This is a genomic window from Pseudomonas sp. GW821-FHT09H03, assembly GCF_059415945.1.
Window position 1 is genome coordinate 49105 of the sequence record NZ_JBWKOF010000015.1, and the last position, 22226, is coordinate 71330.

The window sequence follows — 22226 nt, forward strand, 5'->3', positions numbered from 1 at the left end:
CCCCCACCGCTGAACCATAGTCAATCTCGTTTTTGAATGTATTGCTCATATCCAGTTTTACGCAGTTCACAAGCTGGGCACATTCCACATCCGTAGCCCCATTCATGCATCTGCTGTCGAATCCCGAGATAGCAGGTGTGGGATTCTTCTTTTATCAGGCTGACAAAATCTTCATTACCTAATTCTTCAGCCAAACGCCAAGTCTGAGCTTTGTTGAGCCACATTAAGGGCGTTTCTATGATCACTGGAGCATCCATCCCGAGGCTTAAGGCCACCTGGGTGGCTTTGAGGGTGTTGTCCCGGCAGTCTGGATAGCCTGAGTAGTCGGTTTCGCACATTCCCCCGACCAGCACTGTGAGGTCCCGTCGGTAGGCGATCGTGGCTGCGAACGTCAAAAACAGCAGATTCCTCCCGGGTACGAATGTATTGGGAAGTCCATTCTTTTCAAACTCTATAGTTTTTTCAGCGGTCATCGCCGTATCGCTGATCTGGCCGAGTAATTTGAGGTCAAGCACGTGATCTTCACCGAGTCGCTTGGCCCAGTTCGGAAATCTGTTACGTACCGCCTGCAAGATGTTCAGTCGACATTCGAGTTCGATTAGATGTCTCTGACCATAATCAAAGCCTATGGTCTCGACGTGCTCGTACCGTTCCAGCGCCCAAGCAAGGCAGGTGGTTGAATCCTGTCCGCCTGAGAATAAAACTAAGGCCTTGCTGTGCATACTGCTCTCCTCGGAGTTGAGTCAGATTTAGCGCCGTTTTAGTTCGTGCTTGAGTTTTTCGGTCAGATATTTGGTGAGCAATCCGATATCAGTGGGCGTGTTCTGGATACCATTCCAGGGGCGGCGGTCGGTTTCAGAAATGTGCCAATCGCCACTTGTCCAAGCTGTATGAGGTTTCAAAAGTGTTAGACCTTTGATAAAGCCTTCCTTGCTGGTTGTACCTTGATCGGAGTAAAGCAACTCCATAACGAAGCTCAAAGAAACCAGGCCCGCTCCATGCTTCAAGCGCGAATTCCTGGGCGCTAGTCCTTCCCATTCAGATTTGAAAACTACGCGTACTGCATGGAAGAAGTTGTTGATTAGTTCGATGCTGCGACCCTCAAAGTCATCAAACTTCATGAAGCTACGAATCGCGCCATCATTCGCAGAGTTCATCACGAACTTCTGCATCGCCATGTCGCTTAGTACTCCTTTAGGATTCGTATGTTGCTTGATCTCGCCAAATAGAGAGGAGTTAGGCATAAAATTCAACAAATCAATAATGCGAGCAGCAAACTTACGACTGGTGAAGCGTTCGGGCAGGCCGTCAACAGTCGGTAAAAGTTCATAGATCAGCGATTTTGGTAGCGGTCGCGTATTATTAACGAGTACGAACTGCTGCCGCAGTTCGTTGTAGTCTTTACAAATCAATGCAGATACGAATACCTGAAACCCAGGCTTCTCCATCGTGGCAAGGGCGCTGAGTCGTTGTTGTCCATCGACCACGAAGCCTGGTTTGGATTCGGCAGTGTCAATAACGATTTCTACAATACCCTCGCCGAGGTCTTTAATCGTTACCCCGTCTAGGAAGGCCAAGATAATTGCGTTAGGGAGCAATGCATCTTCGCGCTGAAGATAGTCACGAATATCTCTGATGTGCGAGGCGACTTGATGGCGCTGAAAGCCTTTGAGGTGACCTGCTTCATCGCGACCAACTCTCTCAATCTCAGAAAACTCCAAAATGTCCTTTGGAGTGGCCGCAAACGAAAATACATCATGCCCGGAGGCCTGTTGGGCACGCACACCCTTAAATCGATAGATCATTGTTTCGAAAGTTCCAGAGTTTTCTGAAGGTGGCGGTGGTACACACCTAAATTATGAAATCCGCGTCTTTTGTTTCGATTGCTGGCTCGAAAGATAATAGTTTCGATACCCGCTGACTGACAAATCGAGCATTGGCATTTTTGCCACGGTTTATCTCTCAGCGTGGGTGAGATTAGTCGGACATGCTTGGCGATTTCTTTTTCCATTTCTAATGATGACGATATCGAACCGGAAAGAGTCAGTCGCAGATAGTCTATTAACACAGCTAAAGTTGAATCAAAGTCTAGCAGGTTTTTATCGTAGTCACGGATCGCTAGTAGCGCCGCTTTTTCTTTGATTTGTAACTCTTCTGCGCTCAGAGTGCCTTTTTTTATTCCTTGCATCAGGCGTGGATTTTCAATCGCCTGAGGAATGCGGATGGCTGTGTAGTAATCCAGTTTACTTGTATTGTTGCCCATGTAGTAATTACACTTCGCATCTTTGAATGCGCGTATAAGGGGGGAGGTTGAGTCAAAACTGGTAATGCCATATCCAGTGAATTCATGGATGTTCTCAGCTTTAGCAAAACCCAGCAGATGAATATTTGTCTCTGGCTTAAGGACCGCTCGAAGTTCTTTCAGAACCTCATGGATTTGATCGACTTTCAAAGGCACTAGGCCTCCGATCGCCAAGTAGCGATAACCCATGTCTTCGAGTTGTTTTGCAGCGTTCGCCATGCTTTGAGGAGACCAACCCTGTACCGCTCCAAGAGGTTCGAAAGGCCATTCCGCCTCCTTCACTAAACGCAGAAACTCTTGCGCATTTTTGAGCGTAATTTCGTACCGAAACAGCACGTCTTCCGACTGGCTCAGCGCTGGAGGATTGCTGGAGTCGCAGTTGAATATGATGTGGTCCGGCGAGCAACCGTGGGTGAATCCCGCATCTGAGTAGAACTCTACTACTTCGCTTGGGCTATACGCAGGGGTAGGGTGCTCTACATAGGCGAAAGCCCCGCAGTCACCTAGGACCATCGTATCTTTGAACTGAATGCCATCGAGTCGTAGAAATTTGCGCGCGCCTTCTCTGAGGAAGCGTTGCTGCTCGGAAGTCGAGTACCGAACCTTTGAATTAGCGACGCCATTTGCCGGTCGCACTGCGCTCATCGAGACCAAGAGCCCGTCATAAGGGACGGGGGTCATCATTTCGTGCGCATACTGGTCATCCCAGTATCTCTTCCGGCCCGGCGCATTTCGATCGTTGATGAAGTCGTAGTCTGGGTCTACGTAGTCTTGGGTGTCGGCGTATAAAAATTTCATTGGTGAGCGCTGGTCATATAGAGGCGGATCAAGGTTTCTTGCAGCGCCTTGATATCTTGAGGGGTGCTTTGGATTTCATTCCACTGGACATTAATCATCGGCCACTGACCTGTTGTCCATGCGCAGTAAGGGGCTACTCTGGCCAGTTCTTGTAACACGGCTTCGTAGGTTTCGCGCTGACCACCGATTTTGGCGTAGATCCGATCCATAAGCACGCCCATGGCGATGATCCCAGCTGAGTGCATGAGTCGACTGTTCTTGGATTCAAGTGCCCATGCCTCAGGAAACGTATCACGCACTGCCCGCCAGAAGGTCATCAGTAGGTTGTACATGGACTCAACGTTCGCTGCTCCGTCGATGCTGGAGGTATAGGGGGCCAACGCCCCCAACGGATTACCGATGCTGTTGCGGATCATCGTAATTACAGCGGTGTCAGTGATCACTGCTTTGCTATTTTGCTCGGACGACCGCTTTATGAGTTTGTGGAAAGGGGAGTTGGGGTCACGACTAAGAAGCCCGCACAACTCAGCTGGTGCTTTGCGAGCACTCAGTTCGCGGGGCAAAAGGATGCTGCCTGTCTCCGGCAGTAGTTCGTTGATCAGTCGAGTGGGCAACGGTTTGGCCTTGTTGACCAAAATGAATTGCTCGCGCTGGGTGGTCAGGCTGTCGGATACAAAACCGATCACTGGCACAGGAAGATCCGAATTGGCCGCTTTCGCCAACGCCAATGAGCGCTGTTGCCCGTCCACGATCCAGGCAGACCTCATTCCTTCCTCCCTGATAGGGATCGTCAGCGTCCCCGCTTGCGAAAGCCCCGCGTCGCCTGTCGGTTTGCTCCCGCGTGCTGCAACAAAACGCAGATCAGGAGACAGCGCTAAGATAATTGCATTGGGAAAAAGTACATTTCCCTGATTGAGGTACTCAGTGATCCCTTTGACATGACTCTTAATCTCAGGGCGCTGAAAGCCCTTGAGGGGACTGCTGTCTTCGCGCGACAGGCGGCTGATGTCAGCAATTCGGACCAGGTCAGATCCCCTGATGAATAATGCATACACATCAAGATTGTCGCCTTGCGTGGTGCGTAGTGCACGCACCACAATCGCATCTTCGCTCGTCATGCTTTGCTCTCTATGCTGTCTTGACCTTTGATGTCCTGCCAGATCCTCCGAAAGCGCGATTGCTCGCACGACACCAGGGCGTCGTCCCTTAAGTAGCGTAACAATCGAGTGGAACTGCCTTGGTAGTCAGCCCACACACACTCAAGCATGTAGGCAATTTCACTGTCCGATGCGCGCCGCCGGATGGTCGTTTTTGCTAGGGATAAAAGATCCATTGCCGCGCTGACGCTCTTTCGAGCGATCTCAGCAGGAGCACTCGACAGTTCAAGAATCTCAATGAAATGACGCAGGGCTCTCTGAGGGAAATCGTTGCGAGTGCCTGGTAGTGTTGAGGTTTCAAGGCGTTCGTCATAAGGCATCGCGATGCGTCGTAAATGGCTGGGAAGCATTTCGATGCCTGGGCGCGAAGTGAATATTCTGAGCTTGTCGATCTGCGTGTCCCTGATTTTTCCAAGGTCTTCGCCTATCAACTGGACATAGTTTGAAGAGAGGGCAATGAGCACCAAGCCGACGTCGGGTTGGCTGACGAGGTGCGCTAGGGCGCTTCCCTTTGATTGGGTGACATTCACGGCTTCCCACCAATCTGATGCACACACACCCAACTTTTCGAGACGTGGGATGATAGAATTCGGATCCTGAGCCACCGTCAGGTTGTACGGTGGACATCTCTGATCGCCTTCAATCAACCCTAGGCCGGTCGATGCAAACATTAGCTTCGCGTCCAACTTCGTTGCTACGCGCCTCGCGTCAGAAACGCTTCTGCCCACGTAAAGTGAAGATGCCATCAGAGTGGTGGGACGTTCGTCTATTTGCCCCTTCCACGCCTTTGCCATGGCTGCAAGCGATGAATAACACTCGTCGTTCAGCACCACCGGCGGCAGGCCGTCGAGACGTTTTCGATTGGTGCAGTTGGTGATGATGACGGTTCTCATGGGAAAACTGTAGGCCTGTTTTGACGGGTGTTGCATTTATCTTAGGCTGACAATTTACCATTTAATAACTGTATAGGCCAATGCGCTTAGGCTAGTTTTTATGCGGAAGGGTTGGTATAAGAGCCTGAATACTGCTGCTACCCCTCTTTCTGGGGGGGTGTTCGATGAAGGAAGAGACCCATTGCTTAAGTTCAGCGCAATCAAGGCCTTACAGAGCCAAACCCACCAAGTGGTATCGTTTGCGGCTACCGTTGAGCAGATTTTGGCGATCGCTAGCATCGACCGAGTCAAGCGTGATGATCGTGGCGCCCTTCATGGCTTTCAGCGGCCACAGGTGTCCAAGCACATACGAGAGATTCGCGACTACCTCTCCCGTCCCGATGCGGTAATGCCCAATGCTGTGGTGTTAGCGTTTACCAGTGGAGTCCGGGTGGTGGAAGGAAATGGAGCCTATGCAGAAATTGAGGTGGATATTTCAGCTGGCCCTCCTGGGTTCGTTGTGGATGGTCAGCAGCGCCTATCTGCGTTAGCAGGGCTCGAGGGGAGTTCGTTCCAGCTGCTGGTGTCTGCTCTTGTGTGTGAAAATCAGGAAGAGCTTCGCCGGCAATTCATTCTCGTCAACAACACCAGTCCATTACCGAAGTCGCTGGTATATGAACTGCTCCCGTCTGTCAGCGGCCTTCCATTCAGAATGACTTCCCGCGCCCGCGCAGCCCGCATCGTGGAAATGCTGAATTATGACGATCGATCTTCTTTGCAAGGACAGATTAAGCAGCATACCAACCCCTCAGGGGTCATCGGTGATACGTCGCTCCAGAAACTGGTAATGAATTCCCTATCCGACGGTTACTGTCGGGAGGTGATTGAGTTGTCGGGAGGGGAGGATCGGTGTTTCTTGGCCATCAGTGAGTTTTTCCAGGCTGTCCAGGAGGTGTTTGGAAATGCTTGGCATGGTCATACGCCTAAAAGCTCTCGTCTCGTCCATAGCGCGGGGATTATTTCCATGGGGTTCGTCATGGAGCAGTTGTGTGCTACAGGAGCGCCACTGGCCCCAGTATTCAAGTTAGGCCTTAGAAAGCTACAAGGATATACTGCTTGGACGCTCGATTCGGGAGAGTGGTCCTTTAAAACAGGCAGCCGGCCATGGAATGGAGTTCAGAATTTACATGGTGATATTCATCTTTTGACTGATCATTTGACCAGGGTGGTTCGAAGTTCGGAACTCGTATCTAGCTAACTGGTGCTCATTACTAATATTTAGGAGGTATTATGACTACTTTGGTTTCCTCGGATTTGGCTCCAGCCTTGGCCAGTGACGCCAGTGTAAAAGAGTTCTCTGAAGTCATTCTTCATCTATCCATGGCTTTTCAGGAGGCATTGAGGAGGCTCGCAGGGCAGGACGAAGCTTTCCCTTCGGAAGGGTATGGCATGCTGACTGAAGCCTACGGTTTGCGGACGCGTGCGAATATTCTCTACCTGACGCCATCTACCCATGTGGTGCAGGCATTAAATTTTTCCCAAACTGCTATGTTGGGGAAATTCGAAGAAATATTGAATTGTTTGAGTGATGTAACCGATTTGCACACTGTTAACTCCATTTTGGTTTCCGTGATCACCATTGCATCAGCGCTGGGTGAGGGGCGAGCCAAAGTTGTAGAGTTTTTGTTTGAAACGTTATGCGTCGATCTTGAGTCTTGGAAGGTTTAGTCTAGCTGTTTTGTTTTTTTGTCGCGTGAGATACGGGAGGAATCAGTGGAGATTTTTAAAGAGTTCGTTTTTGAGGCTGCTCATCGACTGCCCAATGTTCCAGAAGGGCACAAATGTGGGCGTCTGCACGGTCACTCCTTTCGTATTGCAATTTATATTGATGGCCCTGTCGATAGTACGTCGGGTTGGGTTAGGGATTTTTCCGAGATAAAGGCAATTTTCGCGCCTCTGTATGAACGCTTAGATCACAATTATCTTAATGAAATTCCCGGGCTGGAGAATCCGACGAGCGAGGTTTTAGCCGTTTGGGTTTGGCAGGAGCTAAAGCCATTGCTTCCCGAACTATCCGCAGTACGTATTCACGAGACATGTACAAGTGGATGTATTTATAAAGGGCCGGCGGTATAACCACTCTCGTGTAAAAAAGTAGAGCTATGCGAAGTGTGTAGTTCACTGGATTGGTCTAGGCTTTCACCTAACGCGGCAAACGAGCGGGTATGGACATCGAACAGCATCTCGTGGCCTTGGCTGGGATACTCAACCAACCAAAATGCGCGACTGGCGCACAGCTTCATGTGGGATACCTGGATGAGTCGAAACAGGCCGCCGATCGGCAGTCCTTCTTCGCTCCAGTCGAACTGAAAGGCCTCGCCGCCGCCGTAACCCTCGGCCTTGATCTGTTCGAATAGCGCTTTGGCGCTCCTACGATTGTGCTTTGCCCGGAAGGAATCGACCTTGAGCGCCTGTTCCAGCGTCTCGTGAAATTGACTGAGTTTGTTGAAGGCTGTCCAAGTTGTTCGAGCACACCAGCGTGGTCATCACGACCCACCTCAGCTTCTCGGAATGGTCGAGTGTGTTCGGTGACCCCAAGATGACCACGGCATTGCTTGATCGGCTGACGCACCACTGCCATATCGTCGAAACAGGTAACGAGTCCTACCGCCTGCAACACAGCAACTTGGTCGCCCAGACAAAGATCAAGTCACGTGAGCGAAAGCGCAAGGACAGTGACGGTACAGAGGACGATAAACCGTTTGGACCTGCCCCGGGAATACTCTGCGGCATGCCTGCATGCGGTGGGGCTTAGTGCTGATGGCGCAAGACAGTGCTGCTAGGCTTATCCACAATTGCAGATGCAAAAATCAGCAATCCGCCCTGGGTCATTTTTCAATCGCACCCCGGTGGGTCAGTTTTCAATCAGCGCCAACACGTCACGCCGCCACTACGGAACAGATTGGTAATACTGTTACCGCCAAACATGCGGAACTCGTGCACCAGCAATGTCAGTACATCTTTGTCAAAATCGAAAAAGTAATCTGTCCCCTTTGTTCCTTGTGGGAGTTCTGTAATACAAGCCCTCTGATTTCCGTGGATAGCCTTGGTCGCGTCTTCCGTTAGTGCGTGACGGTGACGGTGGTCACGGTGTGCGCAACCAAGGCCAGGCTCTCTGTAACGTAACCTGTTGAGCGCTTGAAGACGCTTTATAGTACAGGAACCACAGCCTGCGTATTTAGCGCTCAACCCGCGAACTTGTAAGCACCGCCTTTTTCTATCGCATTGATATATGCCGGCCGCGCCTGGAAGCGGTCGATCCAGGCCGATAGCCCAGGGTAGTCTCGCAGCATGCCCTGGGACTTCGCAAACTCGCCAACAAAGCTCATTTGGATATCCGCACCGCTGATTTCGTCACCCAACAAGTACGGGGTAAGTTTCAACGCGTTCTCCAGGTACCCTAGATAGTTGGCCAGTTCAGATTCGATTCGCGGCTGCAGCGGCTTGCCGGCCTCCCCAAGACGCCCGATGTAAAGGCTGAGCATCAGCGGCAGCATGGCCGACCCTTCTGTGAAATGTAGCCATTGCACATATTCGTCGTAGGTTGCGGTGGCCGGGTCAGGTTGCAAGCGGCCATCGCCGTGGCGGCGGATCAGGTAATCGACGATAGCACCGGATTCGATCAGCACATGAGGGCCATCCTGAATAACCGGTGATTTGCCCAGCGGGTTTATGGCTTTCAGTTCAGGGGGAGCCAGGTTGGTGTTAGCGTCTCTTTGGTAGTGCTTGATCTCGTAGGGCAGGGCCAGCTCTTCGAGTAACCAGAGGATGCGCTGTGATCGGGAGTTATTGAGGTGGTGAACGATGATCATAAAGTTCTCTTAAGTTGGAAGGGTGTGTAGGGACAGACTGTTCTGTTGCACTGTGGTTCTAAATGGTTGTCAGTTTGGGCTTGATCGTTTGGCCGTGCGAGCACCTCAGGCCAACCCGGTTACTGCGGCATCAGTGGTGTGTGGCGGTGTGCTGGATTGTCGCTCGGCAGGACTGCGTCGATGGCTGGGCCAACTCTTGGGCAATTTTTCGGGGGGCTGAGCAGTGCGGGAATTCCTGGTTTGGCCCTTGAATTCAATTGCCGGTTCCCCGTTTATCCCCATGTAAACGTCATGATTACGGGCATAGTGTCTGTGGTGCACGCAAGATCAGCATCCTTTAAAAAACGTAATTTCCCGACGATATCACAATGGCATCGATGAAAAAGCTGTGTGATCGGTGGTTGCGTTAAACCCCGTCTACTGGGCGCACTCAATTGTTTTCACTCCGGCGTCATGAGCACCGCGAGCGTCATCTTGATGAATTCTTCATTCTTGTCGATGGCTTCCAAGGCGCCGCGCACATTGCCACCGACCTCGGTCGCACTGTGCTGCTCTGCCCAAAGCGTCAGCGCCTTGATGGCAGCCTCCAAGGCAAGCTGGTTTTCGTTGATCTTGAAGGAACGGCAGGCGCCAGCCCCAGCTGCCCATGGCTTCGGCCGATAACGACGCCTCGAGGGCGTAGGCCACCACGGCGGCCGCGGCGAAGGCGGGAAAGGTCGACACCGGAATGAAGCTGCCGTACCAGGCGCGTTTATCCCTGGGAGCATGGTCCATCAGATAGGCACAGGCACCGGCGTATTTGCCGCCGGCGGAAAAGCCTTGGGCGCAACGAATCAGCGACAGGAGAATCGGCGCCGCCACCCCGATCCGGCTTTAATGGATCCATTGGCGTCCATTTATCCGCAAAAAGCTTGACGAATATCAGGTTTATCCGATCAAATGGATCCATAAAAACAAGCCTGTCCCGGAGAACCCTATGTATCCGAAAAACACCTGGTATGTCGCCTGCACCCCCGACGAGATCGCTTCCAAGCCCCTGGGGCGGCAGATTTGCGGTGAGAAAATCGTCTTCTACCGTGGGAAAGAAGGCCGTGTGGCCGCCGTCGAGAACTTCTGCCCACACCGCGGCGCCCCTCTTTCCCTGGGCTATGTCGAGAATGGCAACCTGGTCTGTGGTTACCACGGCCTGGTCATGGGCTGCGATGGCAAGACCGTCGAAATGCCGGGGCAGCGCGTACGGGGTTTTCCGTGCAACAAGACCTACGCCGTTGAAGAGCGTTACGGTTTCATCTGGGTCTGGCCGGGTGAGCAGGACAAGGCTGACCCTGCACTGATCCATCATCTGGAGTGGGCTGTCAGCGATGAGTGGGCGTATGGCGGGGGGCTGTTCCACATCAATTGCGACTATCGGTTGATGATCGATAACCTGATGGACCTCACCCACGAAACCTACGTGCACGCCTCGAGCATCGGCCAGAAAGAGATCGATGAAGCGGCGCCGGTCACCACCGTCGAAGGTGACGAGGTGGTCACCGCGCGGCACATGGAAAACATCATGGCGCCGCCGTTCTGGCGCATGGCCTTGCGTGGCAATAATCTGGCCGACGATGTGCCGGTGGACCGCTGGCAGATCTGCCGCTTCAGTCCGCCCAGCCATGTGTTGATCGAGGTGGGCGTGGCCCACGCGGGCAAGGGCGGTTACCACGCCGAGCCGCAACACAAGGCCGCGAGCATCGTGGTCGACTTCATTACCCCGGAAACCGAGACGTCGATCTGGTACTTCTGGGGCATGGCGCGCAATTTCAATCCCCGTGACGAAGAACTGACCGCCAGCATCCGCGAGGGCCAGGGCAAGATCTTCAGCGAAGACCTCGACATGCTCGAACAGCAGCAGAAAAACCTGCTGGCCAATCCCGAGCGTAACCTGCTCAAGCTCAATATCGATGCCGGCGGTGTGCAGTCCCGGCGCGTGCTGGAGCGCATCATCGCCCGTGAGCAGGCGCCCGCCGTCGAGCTGATTGCTACGGCTAACTAGCTCGAGCGCCAGGCCAGTCCACTCCCATTGATCCTGTTCACGGCCACCGCGGTGGCCGGCCTTGAAGGTGCGCCATGATTGAAGTCGTCGTGACATCCCGCAACAACGAAGCGCTGGATATCTGCAGCTACGAGCTGGCCTGTGCACAAGGCGGGCAACTGCCCGGCTTCAGTGCCGGAGCCCATATCGACGTGCACCTGCCGGGCGGACTTGTCCGCCAGTATTCGTTGTGCAATCACCCGCAAGAGCGCCATCGCTACCTGATCGGCGTGCTCAAGGACACTGCCTCGCGCGGCGGTTCCCAGAGCCTGCACGAGCAGATCAACAGCGGTGACCGCCTGTTCATCAGCGAGCCGCGCAACCTGTTCCCGCTGGTGGCCGAGGGGCAGCGCAGCCTGTTGTTCGCCGGTGGCATCGGCATCACTCCGATCCTGTGCATGGCCGAGCAACTGGCCCACAGCGGTGCCGATTTCGAGCTGCATTACTGTGCGCGCTCCAGCGAACGGGCGGCGTTTGTCGAGCGGCTCAAAGGCGCTTCCTTTGCCGATCGCGTGCACTTGCATTTCGATGAACAGGCCGATTCGCGCCTGGATGCCGCCAAGGTCCTGGCCAATCCGCGGCCTGACCTGCACCTGTATGTCTGCGGTCCTTCAGGGTTCATGCAGCATGTGCTCGACAGCGCCAAGGCTCAGGGCTGGAGCGAAGGGCAGTTGCACCGTGAATACTTCGCCGCGGCGCCTGTGGATACCAGTGCCGACGGGTCTTTCCAGATCAAACTGGGCCGTAGCGGGCAGGTGTTTGACATTCCCGCCGACAAGACCGTGGTCCAGGTGCTGGAAAGTCACGGCGTAGAGATTGCGCTTTCCTGTGAGCAGGGTATCTGCGGCACCTGCCTGACCCGTGTGCTGGAAGGGGTGCCGGAGCACCGTGACCTGTTTCTCACCGAAGAAGAGCAAGCGGCCAATGACCAGTTCACGCCTTGCTGCTCGAGATCCAAGTCCAGGCTGTTGGTGCTGGACCTCTGACCCCACCGATCACTCGCCGCGGGCGATCACCTTCATTCGGTCGCCGTTGCTGATCGCCCCGAAGACCTCGGCGTAGCGCAGCGTTGCATTGGCGTGTTCACGCATGATGGCTTCCGCGCGTGCGCCCTGGCGGCTGACCAGCGCGTCGAACACCGAGTGGTGTTGCATGTGCGCGAAGTTGAAGCGCCGGTATTCGCGCACCAGGTCCTGGCGATCGATCGCCAGCGCCGACACGGAAGCGAAGGGGCGATGGTCGTTACGCGCCAAGGCTTCGCCAATTGCCGGGTTGGCGCTGCTGTCGACGATCACTTGGTGAAAGCGCATGTTGAGGTCATGGAACGCCTCGAGGTCTTCCTCCGTCACGTAACCCTTGTCGAACAGCGCATCGCCTTGCACCAGGCATTCGCGCAACGCCGTCTGTGCTTCTTCGCTCAAGCCGCGTTCGGCACTCTGCCGCGCCGCCAGACCCTCCAGCACCCCGCGCACCTCCACGGCCCCGGCGATATCGTCGGCACTCACCGAGCGCACCTGATAACCCCGCCCGCCATGGCGCACCAGCAAGCCTTCCTGTTCCAGGGTGAGAAAGGCCATGCGCACCGGCATGCGCGAGACGCCGAAGCGTTCCGCCGTCGGGATCTCCATCAGCCGTTCGCCAGCCGCGAGCTCGCCAGAAGCGATCATTTTGCGCAGTGCGACCAGCACCATTTGACCCGGTTTGCTCATGCAGGCGACTTCCAGAAGTTGGTTCGCCATAGTAGCGCAAGGAGGAGAGAGATGCAGGGGCGACAAAGCGCCCCTGGCGGGAGGATCAGAGGGAGAGGGGGTAGCTGACGATGATGCGGGTCTGATCGAAGTCGCTGTTGAAGCTGCGACGGTTGGTGGCGTTGTTGACCCGCAGGCTGAGGTTTTTCAGCGGGCCGCTTTGCAGGGTGTAGCTGACCTCGGTGTCACGCTCCCATTCCTTGCCATTGCTGCCGGCCTTGGTGGTGGCGTTTTCACCGTGACCGTAGCGGGTCATCAACAACAAGCCGGGGAGGCCGACGGCGGCAAAGTTGTAGTCATAACGCGCCTGCCAGGAGCGCTCGTCGGCGTTACTGAAGTTGCCGTTGAACATATCGTTGCCCAGGGTCCGCCCGCTGCTGCCATACACCGACATCCAGCCGGTATCGCCGCTGACCTTTTGCAGCCCCAGGTACAGGGTATGGCCACCCAGGTTGGCCGAGAACAGTCCGTAGGCGGTATGGCTTTGGACATTGCCGATCAGGGCGCTGCCGTCATCCTTGTCGATGAAGTAGCCCAGGTTTGCGCCCAGGGTCCAGTCACCGACTTTCTGTTTATGCAGCAGGTTCAGATAGCTTTGCTGATAGATGTCTTCGAGCTGCGAGTACCAGGCGCCGATCTGGGTCTGTTGTTCGTTGAAGCGGTATTCGGCACCCGCATAGTTGAAGCCGTCCGACTTGACGGTGGGCGCAGCCCAGGCCGAGAGGTCTTGCATGTCCGAGGAGTTGCGCAGGCTCACCGAGGTGTATTGACCGCCCTGCAGGCTCAGGCCGGTAAGCTCCCGGGACACCAGCATGGCGCCCTGGAAGGTTTGTGGCAGCAGGCGTCCGTCGTCGTAGCGCAGCAGCGGAATATCCGGCATGAGTTCGCCGAGCATCAACTCGGTGTCGGAAATACGCATTTTTGCCGCCAGCCCAGCGCGCCCGTAGTCGTCGGCGGAGCGACCATCGTCATGCACCGGCAGCAGCTCCGAACCGCTGCGTTGCGGGCCGCTGTCGAGCTTGATGCCCAGCATTGCGATACCGTCCAGGCCAAAGCCGACAACGCCCGGGGTATAACCGGAACTGAACTTGAGGATCGCGCCCTGGGCCCATTCTTCGATCTTGCTCTTGCTGGCGCCGGGATCGTTGAAGTCACGATTGAAGTAGTAATTTCGCAGCGTCAGGCTGGTCTTGGAGTCCTCGAAAAAACCGCTGCTTTCAGCGTGTGCCGAAGGCATCAGGGCAAGCGCCATTGCACCGCCGAGCAGGGCCCGGGGAGGGAGAGGAAGGTAATTCATTATTGTTGTTTTCCTGGAGGATGGACTCAGTAGCGAGGGGAGGGCCTCGCTACCGCTTTGATTCAAGCCTGGCTGGGTTGGCCGGCAGGCTGCGCCGGGGCGTTGGGCCGCAGCTGCAGCAACACGGCCGCGGCAATCACGAAGACCACGGCAAACACCCCATACAGGTGCAGTGGCTGCCACCCGCTGTCCAGCAACAGGCCGGCGACGGTGGGCGACAGGATCGCGCCGATGCGCCCGATACCGATGCCCCAACCGACCCCCGTGGTGCGCACGGAAGCGTCGTAGACAATCGGCGACAGCGCGTACAGGCCTGCCACGCAACCGTTGGCGAACAAGCCGATCAGCAGGCCCAGGCCGAGTGCCATGGATACCGATGACGCGGAGCCGACGAACAGCACCAGCAGGCCCGCGGTAATCAGCATGAACAGCGACAGCACCCGGGTCAGCCGCCAGCGCGAGGCCAGGCCGCCAATCAGCGCGGCGCCGAAGATGCCGCCTACGCTCAGCAGCACGCCGCCGCTGATGCCTTGCTGTGCCGAAAGCCCAGCCGAGACCAGCAGCTTCGGCGTCCAGCTCATCACGAAGTAGAAGCCGAACATCACCAGGAAGAACAGCAGCCAGATCAGCAGGGTGGTGCGTCGCGAATCCGGCGAGAGCAACTGCGCCAGGCGGCCACGGCCTGAAGTCGGCGCGGAAAGAGCCATGGGCAGTTCGCGCAATGGAGGCTGGCCAAGACGTGCGGCCAGGCGATTGATGCGTGCCAAGGCATTTGCGGGACGACGGGCGATCAGGAAGTCCAGCGATTCAGGCAGGTACAGCAACACCAGGGGAATCACCGCAAGGGTCACGGCGCCACCAAAGATGAACACCGAACGCCAGCCAAAGTGCGTCAGCAGCCACACCGACAATAGCCCGCCCAAGGTCGCGCCCAAGGCATAACCGGTGGACTGCAAACTCACCGCCAGTCCGCGCCAGCGCTTGTTGGCATATTCGCTGGCAATCACGTTGCTGCTGGCCAGGATTCCGCCGATCCCCAGGCCGGTGAAGCCACGCAGCAGCGCCAGTTGCAGTGGCGTCTGGCTCAGGGCCGACAACAGCATGCCGGCCCCCGAGAGCAGCAGGCAAAACAGAATCAATGGTCGACGTCCATAACGATCCGCCCACGGCGCAATGAACAAAGAGCCTGCCGCCATGCCAAACAATCCGGCACTCAACAGCAACCCGATCTGCGCGCCGCTCAAGCCCCATTCGGCAGACACCGAGGAGGCCGTGAAAGCCATCACCAGCACGTCGAAGCCATCGATCATGTTCAGGACAATACAGATACCCACGGCCAGCCATTGGAAACGTGCCATGGAACGCTCATCTACCACGCTCTTCAGATCCACACTCATGGCTTGCCCTCGAGATGAGGCTGGGCAATGGTAAAGCGAGAAAGGCACACGAAGCTGGGTGCAAGCCGAAGCTCGAACCCGATTGAGAAGTTACTCATCACGACACCCTTGTTATTTTTATGAGCGGGCAGGCGTTTTACCTGACACCGAGTGGCGCCAGTCAATCGTTTTATGGATCCATTGAAAAGTGGTTGTTAGAGGATTTTTATCTGATTTTTAATAAAAGAAGATAAAATCCTTTAAAAACAATTAGTTATGAATTATTAAAGTGTTCGATTATCGATCATTTCGTAAATTTTTCTGCAAAGGATCCAATATAAGGGTGTGAGGAGCTCGTGGGGTAGACCCCGGGACATGCTTTGCGTTTCAAGCCGCAGCACCGCAGACCAGCGGTATTCGCTCCAGGCTTTGGCGTTCGATCGATTCGAGACTTTGTCACTACACACGCCCAATCCCGGTGCACGCTGGCACTGGGAGAGGACGGCGGTTGTGACACCGGCTCTTGCTCAATGTGATTTCGCGAGAGGGTTGAGAACTTCGCAGTGATGCTCAGTTGGCGGTATTCAGTGATGCTTCAGTGGTCGAACTGGAGCGTGCGATCACGGTGATAATCGACAAGGCTGCGATCACCAGCCCGGGTGAAGTCGCCAGCAGCACGCCGGTAGTGCCGGCACCGGCAGCAAGGATCTGCCCGGCGGCCAGAGGGCCTGCCACTGAGCCCAGGCGCCCGATGGCCACGGCCGCGCCGACGCCGGTGGCGCGCACTGCGGTCGGGTAGGTCGGTGGCGCCAGGGCGTAGAGCACCAGTTGCGCAGCCATGACGAACAACCCGGCGGCAAACCCGGCGATCGACATGGGTACGATTCCGATAGACAGGCCCACCCCGGCCAGCGCCGCCAGCAACCCGGCATACACGAACAGCACGACCTTGAGGCCGTTACAACGGTCCAGAAGCAGGCCGCCGAGCAGCGACCCGAGGGCGCCACCGATATTGAACAGCATCTGGATCATGCCCGCCTGGGGTTTGCTGAAGCCCTGTTCCAGCAGTAATGATGGGAGCCAGTTGAGCAGCATGTACATCACGGTCAAGGTGAAGAAATAGCTTAGCCACAGGGCCAGGGTGTTGCGTGTGCGGCCTTCGCCGAACAGCGCCTGTGCGCTGGATGGCCGCAGGCTGCCAGTGGCTGAATGTTGCTCGCGGAATGCAGTGGATTCGGGCAGCAGTAGGGCCATCAGCGGCACGACCAGCAAGGGCACCAGGCCCCCGATGATGAAGGTGGTTTGCCAGTGTTCACTTGAAAACATCGCCACCACCGCCGCGAGCGCTCCGCCCAGGGGCACGCCGCAGTACATGACACTAATGGCGGTGCCGCGGTTGCGTTCGCTTACGGCTTCGGCGCACAAGGCGATCAGGTTGGGCAGGGCGGCGCCCAGACCCAGACCGGTCATGAAGCGCACCAGCAATAGGCTGGAGTAGCTCTCGACATAGGCGGTGCACAGGGAAAACAGACCGAACAGCAGTACGGCACTGACGAGGATTTTCTTGCGGCCGATGCGATCGGCGACCCAGCCGCCAAAAAACGCCCCGGGCAGCAGGCCGATGATTCCGGCGCTGAACACCCAGCCCATCATCTTCGGGTCCAGGGCAAAACTCTGGCGCAGTCCGGCGGCAGCTGTGCCGGCGGCCTGCAGATCAAAACCCTCGATCAGCGCAACGATAAAGCACAAAGCGATTGTCAGCGTCGAACGACGCGATGGGCTGTCCATGGGTGGAACCTCATTGTTGTTTTTGTTGTGGAGTCGAGCCGTCCCATCGCACGGGGTACGCTGAAGATGGCTGCTGGCGAATAAGATAACAAAGATAACTAAAAAATGAATCGCCCTATGAAAATCATAAAAATCGGCAGATAAGGCTTATAAATCAACTACTAAGATCTAGAAAATGCGGATTGCTGGAAAATAGATAATAATATTAATGTTCGATTATCGGTCATTTACCATTGACAGCGGTTGTTGGCTGTTTCCATTCTCTGTCCGCGAAGCCGGCTGCACTGGGCTCTGCCGGCGGCACAAACAACAATAAAAAATGGAAATCGAACATGCCAAATCTCCCTGCGCACGACGTTGCCACGGCGTCTGCCACCTGTGTGCCCGGTATCAACCGAGGGTTGGTCCTGGCGCTGCTCGGCTTGAGCGTTCTACCCACTCAGCTGCGCGCCGGGGGCTTCATCGAAGACAGCCATGGCACCTTGACCCTGCGTAATTACTACCTGGATCGCCAATACAAGGACGATGGCGCCAAGTCCGCCGCCCAGGAGTGGGCCCAGGGTTTCATCATGAACATGGAGTCGGGGTTCAGCCCGGGGCCGCTGGGTTTTGGCCTGGACGTTCGCGGGCTGATGGGGGTCAAGCTCGACTCCGCGCCGGACCGCAGCGGCACCGAGTTGCTGCCGGTGTCGGCCAGCGACAATCGGGCGGCGGACGAGTACTCGCGCCTGGCCCCGACCGCCAAGCTGCGTTTTGCCCAGACCACGGTGAAGTCCGGGGACGTGTCGATTTTCCTGCCGTTTGCCTTTGCCAGCCCCTCGCGACTGCTGCCACAAACCTTTCGCGGTACCATCCTGAGCTCCAGGGACTTCGATGGGCTGACGCTGAACACCGGTTATATCGATCGCATCGACAAGCGCAATTCCACAAACTATGAGGCGATGACCATCGCGTCGCCCAACCGGCGCTTCAACGCCACTGCCACGACCTCGCACATGGCCTATGCGGGGGGTGATTACCAGGTCAGCAAGACGCTGAGCCTGCGTGCCTATCACGTCGAGGTGACTGACTTGTACCAACAGGACACCTTTGCCTTGCTGCATGAGCTGCCGCTGGGAGGAGGTGTGTTGACCAGCGACCTGCGCAGTTTTTTCAGTCGCGAGGATGGCAGCGCCAAGGGTGGTGAAGTGGACAATCGCAACGTCTCGGGGATGTTCAGCTACCGATACGGCGGACACAAGCTGGGCATCGGTTATATGCATTCCACTGGCGAATCGGCGACGCCCTACATCTCCGGGACAGAGTTGATGGGCATGAGTGAGATGACCATGGCGTCGGACTTTCTCAATGCCAAGGAGCGCACGTGGCAGGCCATCTATGACTATGACTTCGCAGCGTCCGGAGTACCCGGGCTGAGGGGCCGCTTGCGTTATTTGCGCGGTGACAATATCGAGATGGCAGCCTTCAACGCCGAGGACCGCAAGGAGCGCGAGTTTCAGATGGAGTTGGGCTATGTGGTGCAGAGCGGTCCGCTGAAAAATGTCGCACTGGTGGCGCGCAAGGCGATCTACCGCAACGATTTCCCGACCGGTGCGGCCTTTCGTGATGAAAACCAGACCCGCTTCCTGGTGACCTACACCTTACCGATCTGGTAACCCCACGGTCCTGCAGACGCCTCACCGGCACGTCCCTCTGGGGCGTGTCTCACGCCTGATAAATCTTCTTCAGCAGGCGCAGCAGCTCTTCCCGCTCCTGATCCTCCAGCGCCGCGGTGGCGTCCAGGTCGCTTTGCGCGGCGATCTGGTTCAGCTCCTTGAGCAGGGTCTCGCCGGTCTTGCTGAGGAAGATCCCGTACGAGCGCTTGTCAGGCTTGCACCGCACGCGCACCGCCAGCGCACGGCTTTCCAGTTTATTGAGCAGCGGCACCACCTGAGGCGGCTCGATGGTCAGAGCCCGGGCCAGATCGGCCTGCATCAGGCCGGGGTTCTGGTTGATGATCGCCAGGGCGGAGAATTGGGCAGGTCGTAGATCGTGGGCCGAAAGGCGGCCAATCAGGTTCTGGAACAGCTTGAGTTGTGCGCGGCGCATGGCGTAGCCGATCAGGTCGTTCAATGCCGAATCGAGTGGTGCCTGCATCTCGGCGCTGGTCGACGCTGCCTCGATCGTCTCGGCGAGGGGGGAGGGCTTGGCCATTGCAGGTGAGTCCTGAGGATTTTGGGTTAACAAGGCTATCTATTTTGCCGGCGTTGACCGGTGATTGCTATGGCCAATGTTGGTTGGCGTTCGGAGGGTGGGCGCTCACAGCGTGACGGAAACAGGTTAATATTATTAATAGTTAATTGACATAACTAATTGGCCGGTTTAATTTCCAGTCATCTTCAAACCAAGAACAAGAGAGCATCGTCATGAGCAATTACGAAGGTCGCTGGACAACGGTCAAAGTGGAAATCGAGGAAGGCATCGCGTGGGTCATCCTCAACCGCCCGGAAAAACGCAACGCCATGAGCCCGACCCTGAACCGCGAGATGATCGATGTTCTGGAAACCCTCGAGCAGGATCCGGACGCCGGTGTCCTGGTGCTGACCGGTGCGGGCGAAGCCTGGACGGCGGGGATGGATCTCAAGGAGTACTTCCGCGAAGTGGACGCCGGCCCGGAAATCCTGCAGGAAAAAATCCGTCGTGAAGCCTCGCAATGGCAGTGGAAATTGTTGCGCATGTACGCCAAACCGACCATAGCCATGGTCAACGGCTGGTGCTTCGGCGGCGGCTTCAGCCCCCTGGTGGCCTGCGACCTGGCGATCTGCGCCAACGAAGCGACCTTCGGCCTGTCGGAAATCAACTGGGGCATCCCGCCGGGCAACCTGGTCAGCAAGGCCATGGCCGACACCGTGGGCCATCGCCAATCGCTCTACTACATCATGACCGGCAAGACCTTTGGTGGGCAGAAAGCCGCCGAGATGGGCCTGGTCAATGAAAGCGTACCCCTGACGCAACTGCGTGAAGTTACCGTGGAGCTGGCGCGTAACCTGCTGGAGAAAAACCCGGTGGTGCTGCGTGCGGCCAAGCATGGTTTCAAACGTTGCCGCGAACTGACGTGGGAGCAGAACGAGGATTACCTGTACGCCAAGCTCGATCAGTCACGCCTGCTGGACACCGAAGGTGGTCGTGAGCAGGGCATGAAACAATTCCTCGACGACAAGAGCATCAAGCCTGGCCTGCAAGCGTACAAGCGCTGAAGTGCTGCGGTAGGTAGCCCGGCGCATGCCGCTACTGGCGGTTGCGCCCTGGTGCTGCGGTTACACCGTTCTTATGTATTCCCGACAAAGACTATAAAGAGGAATCACCATGCTGGACGTGCCCCTGCTGATTGGCGGCCAGTCGTGCCCCGCCCGCGACGGTCGAACCTTCGAACGCCGTAACCCGGTGACCGGCGAGTTGGTGTCGCGGGTTGCCGCCGCCACCCTGGAAGATGCCGACGCCGCGGTGGCCGCTGCGCAGAAGGCGTTTCCCGCCTGGGCCGCGCTGGCCCCGAATGAACGTCGAACCCGTTTGCTCAAGGCAGCCGAGCAATTGCAGGCGCGCAGCGCCGAGTTCATCGAGGCGGCGGGCGAGACCGGTGCCATGGCCAACTGGTATGGGTTCAACGTGCGGCTGGCGGCCAATATGCTGCGTGAAGCGGCGTCGATGACCACGCAGATCAATGGCGAAGTCATTCCCTCGGATGTGCCTGGCAGTTTCGCCATGGCCCTGCGCCAACCCTGCGGCGTGGTGCTGGGCATCGCGCCCTGGAACGCCCCGGTGATTCTCGCCACCCGCGCTATCGCCATGCCATTGGCCTGCGGCAACACCGTGGTGCTCAAGGCCTCCGAGCTCAGCCCTGCGGTGCACCGCTTGATCGGTCAGGTATTGCAGGATGCTGGCCTGGGCGATGGCGTCGTCAATGTCATCAGCAACGCGCCAGCGGATGCCGCGGCGATTGTCGAACGGTTGATCGCCAACCCGGCGGTGCGCAGGGTCAATTTCACCGGCTCGACCCATGTCGGACGCATCGTCGGCGAACTCTCGGCGCGTCACCTCAAACCGGCCTTGCTGGAACTGGGAGGCAAGGCACCCTTGCTGGTGCTCGACGATGCCGACCTGGACGCCGCGGTAGAGGCGGCCGCCTTTGGTGCCTATTTCAATCAGGGGCAGATCTGCATGTCCACCGAGCGTCTGATCGTCGATGCCAAGGTTGCCGATGCCTTTGTCGACAAGCTGGCGGCCAAGGTCGCCACCCTGCGCGCGGGTGACCCCGCGGCTGAGGGCTCGGTGCTCGGTTCGCTGGTGGACGCCAGCGCCGGCACGCGCATCAAGGGCTTGATCGACGATGCCCTGGCCAAGGGCGCGCGCCTGGTGGTCGGTGGGCAACTGGACGGCAGCATATTGCAGCCGACCCTGCTCGACGGCGTTGACGCGAGCATGCGCCTGTACCGCGAGGAGTCCTTCGGGCCGGTGGCCGTGTTGCTGCGCGGTGAGGGTGATGAAGTGTTACTGCAACTGGCCAACGATTCCGAGTTCGGGTTGTCGGCGGCGATTTTCAGTCGCGATACCGGGCGTGCCCTGGCCTTGGCCCAACGGGTCGAGTCGGGCATTTGTCATATCAACGGCCCAACCGTGCACGACGAAGCGCAAATGCCGTTTGGCGGGGTCAAGTCCAGCGGCTACGGAAGTTTCGGCGGTAAGGCGTCCATCGAGCATTTCACCCAGCTGCGTTGGGTTACCTTGCAGAACGGACCGCGGCACTACCCGATCTGAACAGGCGGGCGATTGACTTTCCCGTAAGTCAATCGCCCGCGTGCAAGGCCGAAATAACAATAACAAGGCTGCAGCCAATGGCTGCCACGCTTTCGGTGAGTCACCTTCGGGTGGCTTGGGTTTAGCGTGCCTCGACGGAGTACAAGCA

General features: G+C 56.8%; 20 protein-coding genes and 3 pseudogenes. 9 read left to right on the forward strand and 14 right to left on the reverse strand.

What is annotated here, in order from left to right; genetic code table 11:
* Positions 1-20 precede the first annotated feature (20 nt).
* From queC to AC07OG_RS20765, 5 genes are read right to left on the reverse strand one after another with little or no spacing between them, the layout of a single operon-like run.
* On the reverse strand, positions 21-722 hold the full coding sequence (gene queC, locus AC07OG_RS20745; RefSeq protein ID WP_495067949.1) for a 7-cyano-7-deazaguanine synthase QueC: 702 nt from the start codon (positions 720-722) through the stop codon (positions 21-23).
* A 27-nt stretch (positions 723-749) separates the two neighbouring features.
* The gene (dbpB, locus tag AC07OG_RS20750; protein ID WP_495067950.1) at positions 750-1805 is read right to left on the reverse strand and encodes a DGQHR domain-containing protein DpdB; all 1056 of its coding nucleotides are present in this window, start codon (positions 1803-1805) and stop codon (positions 750-752) included.
* Positions 1802-3100, reverse strand: a complete 1299-nt coding sequence (gene dpdA, locus AC07OG_RS20755) for a tRNA-guanine transglycosylase DpdA (RefSeq protein WP_495067951.1) — start codon at positions 3098-3100, stop codon at positions 1802-1804. The genes dbpB (AC07OG_RS20750) and dpdA overlap by 4 nt, the downstream gene beginning before the upstream one ends.
* Positions 3097-4218: a DGQHR domain-containing protein DpdB gene (gene dbpB / locus AC07OG_RS20760; RefSeq protein WP_495067952.1), complete on the reverse strand. Its 1122-nt coding sequence runs from the start codon at positions 4216-4218 to the stop codon at positions 3097-3099. Before dbpB (AC07OG_RS20760) ends, dpdA begins: the two co-directional genes overlap by 4 nt.
* Positions 4215-5150: a hypothetical protein gene (locus tag AC07OG_RS20765; RefSeq protein WP_495067953.1), complete on the reverse strand. Its 936-nt coding sequence runs from the start codon at positions 5148-5150 to the stop codon at positions 4215-4217. Before AC07OG_RS20765 ends, dbpB (AC07OG_RS20760) begins: the two co-directional genes overlap by 4 nt.
* Positions 5151-5331: 181 nt before the next feature.
* On the opposite strand from AC07OG_RS20765, the gene dbpB (AC07OG_RS20770) reads away from it, so the two are divergent.
* Genes dbpB (AC07OG_RS20770) through queD form a run of 3 tightly spaced genes read left to right on the forward strand, consistent with a single transcriptional unit; the run spans position 5332 to position 7265 of the window.
* Entirely contained in the window at positions 5332-6387 is a 1056-nt protein-coding gene (gene dbpB / locus AC07OG_RS20770; protein WP_495067954.1) for a DGQHR domain-containing protein DpdB, read from the forward strand.
* A gap of 32 nt (positions 6388-6419) precedes the next feature.
* Positions 6420-6857 (forward strand): hypothetical protein, encoded by a 438-nt coding sequence (locus AC07OG_RS20775; protein ID WP_495067955.1) that lies wholly within the window; start codon positions 6420-6422, stop codon positions 6855-6857.
* 45 nt (positions 6858-6902) lie between these two features.
* Positions 6903-7265, forward strand: coding sequence for a 6-carboxytetrahydropterin synthase QueD (queD, locus tag AC07OG_RS20780; RefSeq protein WP_495067956.1), 363 nt, complete (start codon positions 6903-6905; stop codon positions 7263-7265).
* Between the two features lie 65 nt (positions 7266-7330).
* On the opposite strand, the pseudogene AC07OG_RS20785 reads toward queD, so the two are convergent.
* Positions 7331-7636: pseudogene (locus tag AC07OG_RS20785) on the reverse strand (IS21 family transposase); the annotation flags it as partial.
* 5 nt (positions 7637-7641) lie between these two features.
* Between AC07OG_RS20785 and AC07OG_RS20790 the strand changes: the two are divergent.
* Positions 7642-7944: pseudogene (locus AC07OG_RS20790) on the forward strand (ATP-binding protein); the annotation flags it as partial.
* A gap of 430 nt (positions 7945-8374) precedes the next feature.
* Here AC07OG_RS20790 and AC07OG_RS20795 read toward each other — a convergent pair.
* From AC07OG_RS20795 to AC07OG_RS20805, 3 genes and pseudogenes are all read right to left on the reverse strand, one after another.
* Positions 8375-9001: a glutathione S-transferase family protein gene (locus AC07OG_RS20795; protein ID WP_495067957.1), complete on the reverse strand. Its 627-nt coding sequence runs from the start codon at positions 8999-9001 to the stop codon at positions 8375-8377.
* Between the two features lie 440 nt (positions 9002-9441).
* Positions 9442-9591 (reverse strand): hypothetical protein, encoded by a 150-nt coding sequence (locus AC07OG_RS20800; protein ID WP_495067996.1) that lies wholly within the window; start codon positions 9589-9591, stop codon positions 9442-9444.
* Between the two features lie 25 nt (positions 9592-9616).
* Positions 9617-9868: pseudogene (locus AC07OG_RS20805) on the reverse strand (MFS transporter); the annotation flags it as partial.
* Positions 9869-9977: 109 nt separating this feature from the next.
* On the opposite strand from AC07OG_RS20805, the gene AC07OG_RS20810 reads away from it, so the two are divergent.
* Positions 9978-11036 (forward strand): Rieske 2Fe-2S domain-containing protein, encoded by a 1059-nt coding sequence (locus tag AC07OG_RS20810; RefSeq protein ID WP_060539947.1) that lies wholly within the window; start codon positions 9978-9980, stop codon positions 11034-11036.
* A 74-nt stretch (positions 11037-11110) separates the two neighbouring features.
* On the forward strand, positions 11111-12061 hold the full coding sequence (locus AC07OG_RS20815) for a PDR/VanB family oxidoreductase (protein WP_060539946.1): 951 nt from the start codon (positions 11111-11113) through the stop codon (positions 12059-12061).
* A 9-nt stretch (positions 12062-12070) separates the two neighbouring features.
* Here AC07OG_RS20815 and AC07OG_RS20820 read toward each other — a convergent pair whose 3' ends face one another.
* From AC07OG_RS20820 to mhpT, 4 genes are all read right to left on the reverse strand, one after another.
* On the reverse strand, positions 12071-12784 hold the full coding sequence (locus AC07OG_RS20820; protein WP_060540164.1) for a GntR family transcriptional regulator: 714 nt from the start codon (positions 12782-12784) through the stop codon (positions 12071-12073).
* 85 nt (positions 12785-12869) lie between these two features.
* The gene (locus AC07OG_RS20825) at positions 12870-14075 is read right to left on the reverse strand and encodes an OprD family porin (RefSeq protein ID WP_495067994.1); all 1206 of its coding nucleotides are present in this window, start codon (positions 14073-14075) and stop codon (positions 12870-12872) included.
* A gap of 107 nt (positions 14076-14182) precedes the next feature.
* Positions 14183-15517 (reverse strand): MFS transporter, encoded by a 1335-nt coding sequence (locus AC07OG_RS20830; RefSeq protein ID WP_495067958.1) that lies wholly within the window; start codon positions 15515-15517, stop codon positions 14183-14185.
* 549 nt (positions 15518-16066) lie between these two features.
* Positions 16067-17284, reverse strand: a complete 1218-nt coding sequence (gene mhpT / locus AC07OG_RS20835) for a 3-(3-hydroxy-phenyl)propionate transporter MhpT (protein ID WP_060539943.1) — start codon at positions 17282-17284, stop codon at positions 16067-16069.
* Positions 17285-17616: 332 nt separating this feature from the next.
* On the opposite strand from mhpT, the gene AC07OG_RS20840 reads away from it, so the two are divergent.
* Complete coding sequence (locus tag AC07OG_RS20840) at positions 17617-18939, forward strand: OprD family porin (protein ID WP_495067959.1); 1323 nt, start codon at positions 17617-17619, stop codon at positions 18937-18939.
* A gap of 49 nt (positions 18940-18988) precedes the next feature.
* Here AC07OG_RS20840 and AC07OG_RS20845 read toward each other — a convergent pair whose 3' ends face one another.
* Positions 18989-19477, reverse strand: coding sequence for a MarR family winged helix-turn-helix transcriptional regulator (locus AC07OG_RS20845; RefSeq protein ID WP_495067960.1), 489 nt, complete (start codon positions 19475-19477; stop codon positions 18989-18991).
* A 212-nt stretch (positions 19478-19689) separates the two neighbouring features.
* Here AC07OG_RS20845 and AC07OG_RS20850 point away from each other — a divergent pair, with 212 nt between their 5' ends.
* Positions 19690-20520 carry a p-hydroxycinnamoyl CoA hydratase/lyase gene (locus AC07OG_RS20850; protein ID WP_495067961.1) on the forward strand — a complete coding sequence of 277 codons (831 nt, stop codon included), beginning with the start codon at positions 19690-19692 and terminating at the stop codon, positions 20518-20520.
* Between the two features lie 109 nt (positions 20521-20629).
* Positions 20630-22078, forward strand: coding sequence for an aldehyde dehydrogenase (locus AC07OG_RS20855; RefSeq protein ID WP_060539940.1), 1449 nt, complete (start codon positions 20630-20632; stop codon positions 22076-22078).
* Positions 22079-22226 lie beyond the last annotated feature (148 nt).

Coding starts and splice junctions, on each gene's coding strand:
- AC07OG_RS20840 (WP_495067959.1), top strand. CDS start 17,617: ATGCCAAATCTCCCTGCGCACGACGTTGCCACGGCGTCTGCCACCTGT.
- dbpB (WP_495067950.1), bottom strand. CDS start 1,805: ATGATCTATCGATTTAAGGGTGTGCGTGCCCAACAGGCCTCCGGGCAT.
- AC07OG_RS20850 (WP_495067961.1), top strand. CDS start 19,690: ATGAGCAATTACGAAGGTCGCTGGACAACGGTCAAAGTGGAAATCGAG.
- AC07OG_RS20830 (WP_495067958.1), bottom strand. CDS start 15,517: ATGAGTGTGGATCTGAAGAGCGTGGTAGATGAGCGTTCCATGGCACGT.
- dbpB (WP_495067952.1), bottom strand. CDS start 4,218: ATGACGAGCGAAGATGCGATTGTGGTGCGTGCACTACGCACCACGCAA.
- AC07OG_RS20810 (WP_060539947.1), top strand. CDS start 9,978: ATGTATCCGAAAAACACCTGGTATGTCGCCTGCACCCCCGACGAGATC.
- AC07OG_RS20820 (WP_060540164.1), bottom strand. CDS start 12,784: ATGAGCAAACCGGGTCAAATGGTGCTGGTCGCACTGCGCAAAATGATC.
- dpdA (WP_495067951.1), bottom strand. CDS start 3,100: ATGAAATTTTTATACGCCGACACCCAAGACTACGTAGACCCAGACTAC.
- AC07OG_RS20765 (WP_495067953.1), bottom strand. CDS start 5,150: ATGAGAACCGTCATCATCACCAACTGCACCAATCGAAAACGTCTCGAC.
- AC07OG_RS20815 (WP_060539946.1), top strand. CDS start 11,111: ATGATTGAAGTCGTCGTGACATCCCGCAACAACGAAGCGCTGGATATC.
- queC (WP_495067949.1), bottom strand. CDS start 722: ATGCACAGCAAGGCCTTAGTTTTATTCTCAGGCGGACAGGATTCAACC.
- mhpT (WP_060539943.1), bottom strand. CDS start 17,284: ATGGACAGCCCATCGCGTCGTTCGACGCTGACAATCGCTTTGTGCTTT.
- AC07OG_RS20855 (WP_060539940.1), top strand. CDS start 20,630: ATGCTGGACGTGCCCCTGCTGATTGGCGGCCAGTCGTGCCCCGCCCGC.
- AC07OG_RS20845 (WP_495067960.1), bottom strand. CDS start 19,477: ATGGCCAAGCCCTCCCCCCTCGCCGAGACGATCGAGGCAGCGTCGACC.
- AC07OG_RS20825 (WP_495067994.1), bottom strand. CDS start 14,075: ATGGCGCTTGCCCTGATGCCTTCGGCACACGCTGAAAGCAGCGGTTTT.
- AC07OG_RS20795 (WP_495067957.1), bottom strand. CDS start 9,001: ATGATCATCGTTCACCACCTCAATAACTCCCGATCACAGCGCATCCTC.
- AC07OG_RS20775 (WP_495067955.1), top strand. CDS start 6,420: ATGACTACTTTGGTTTCCTCGGATTTGGCTCCAGCCTTGGCCAGTGAC.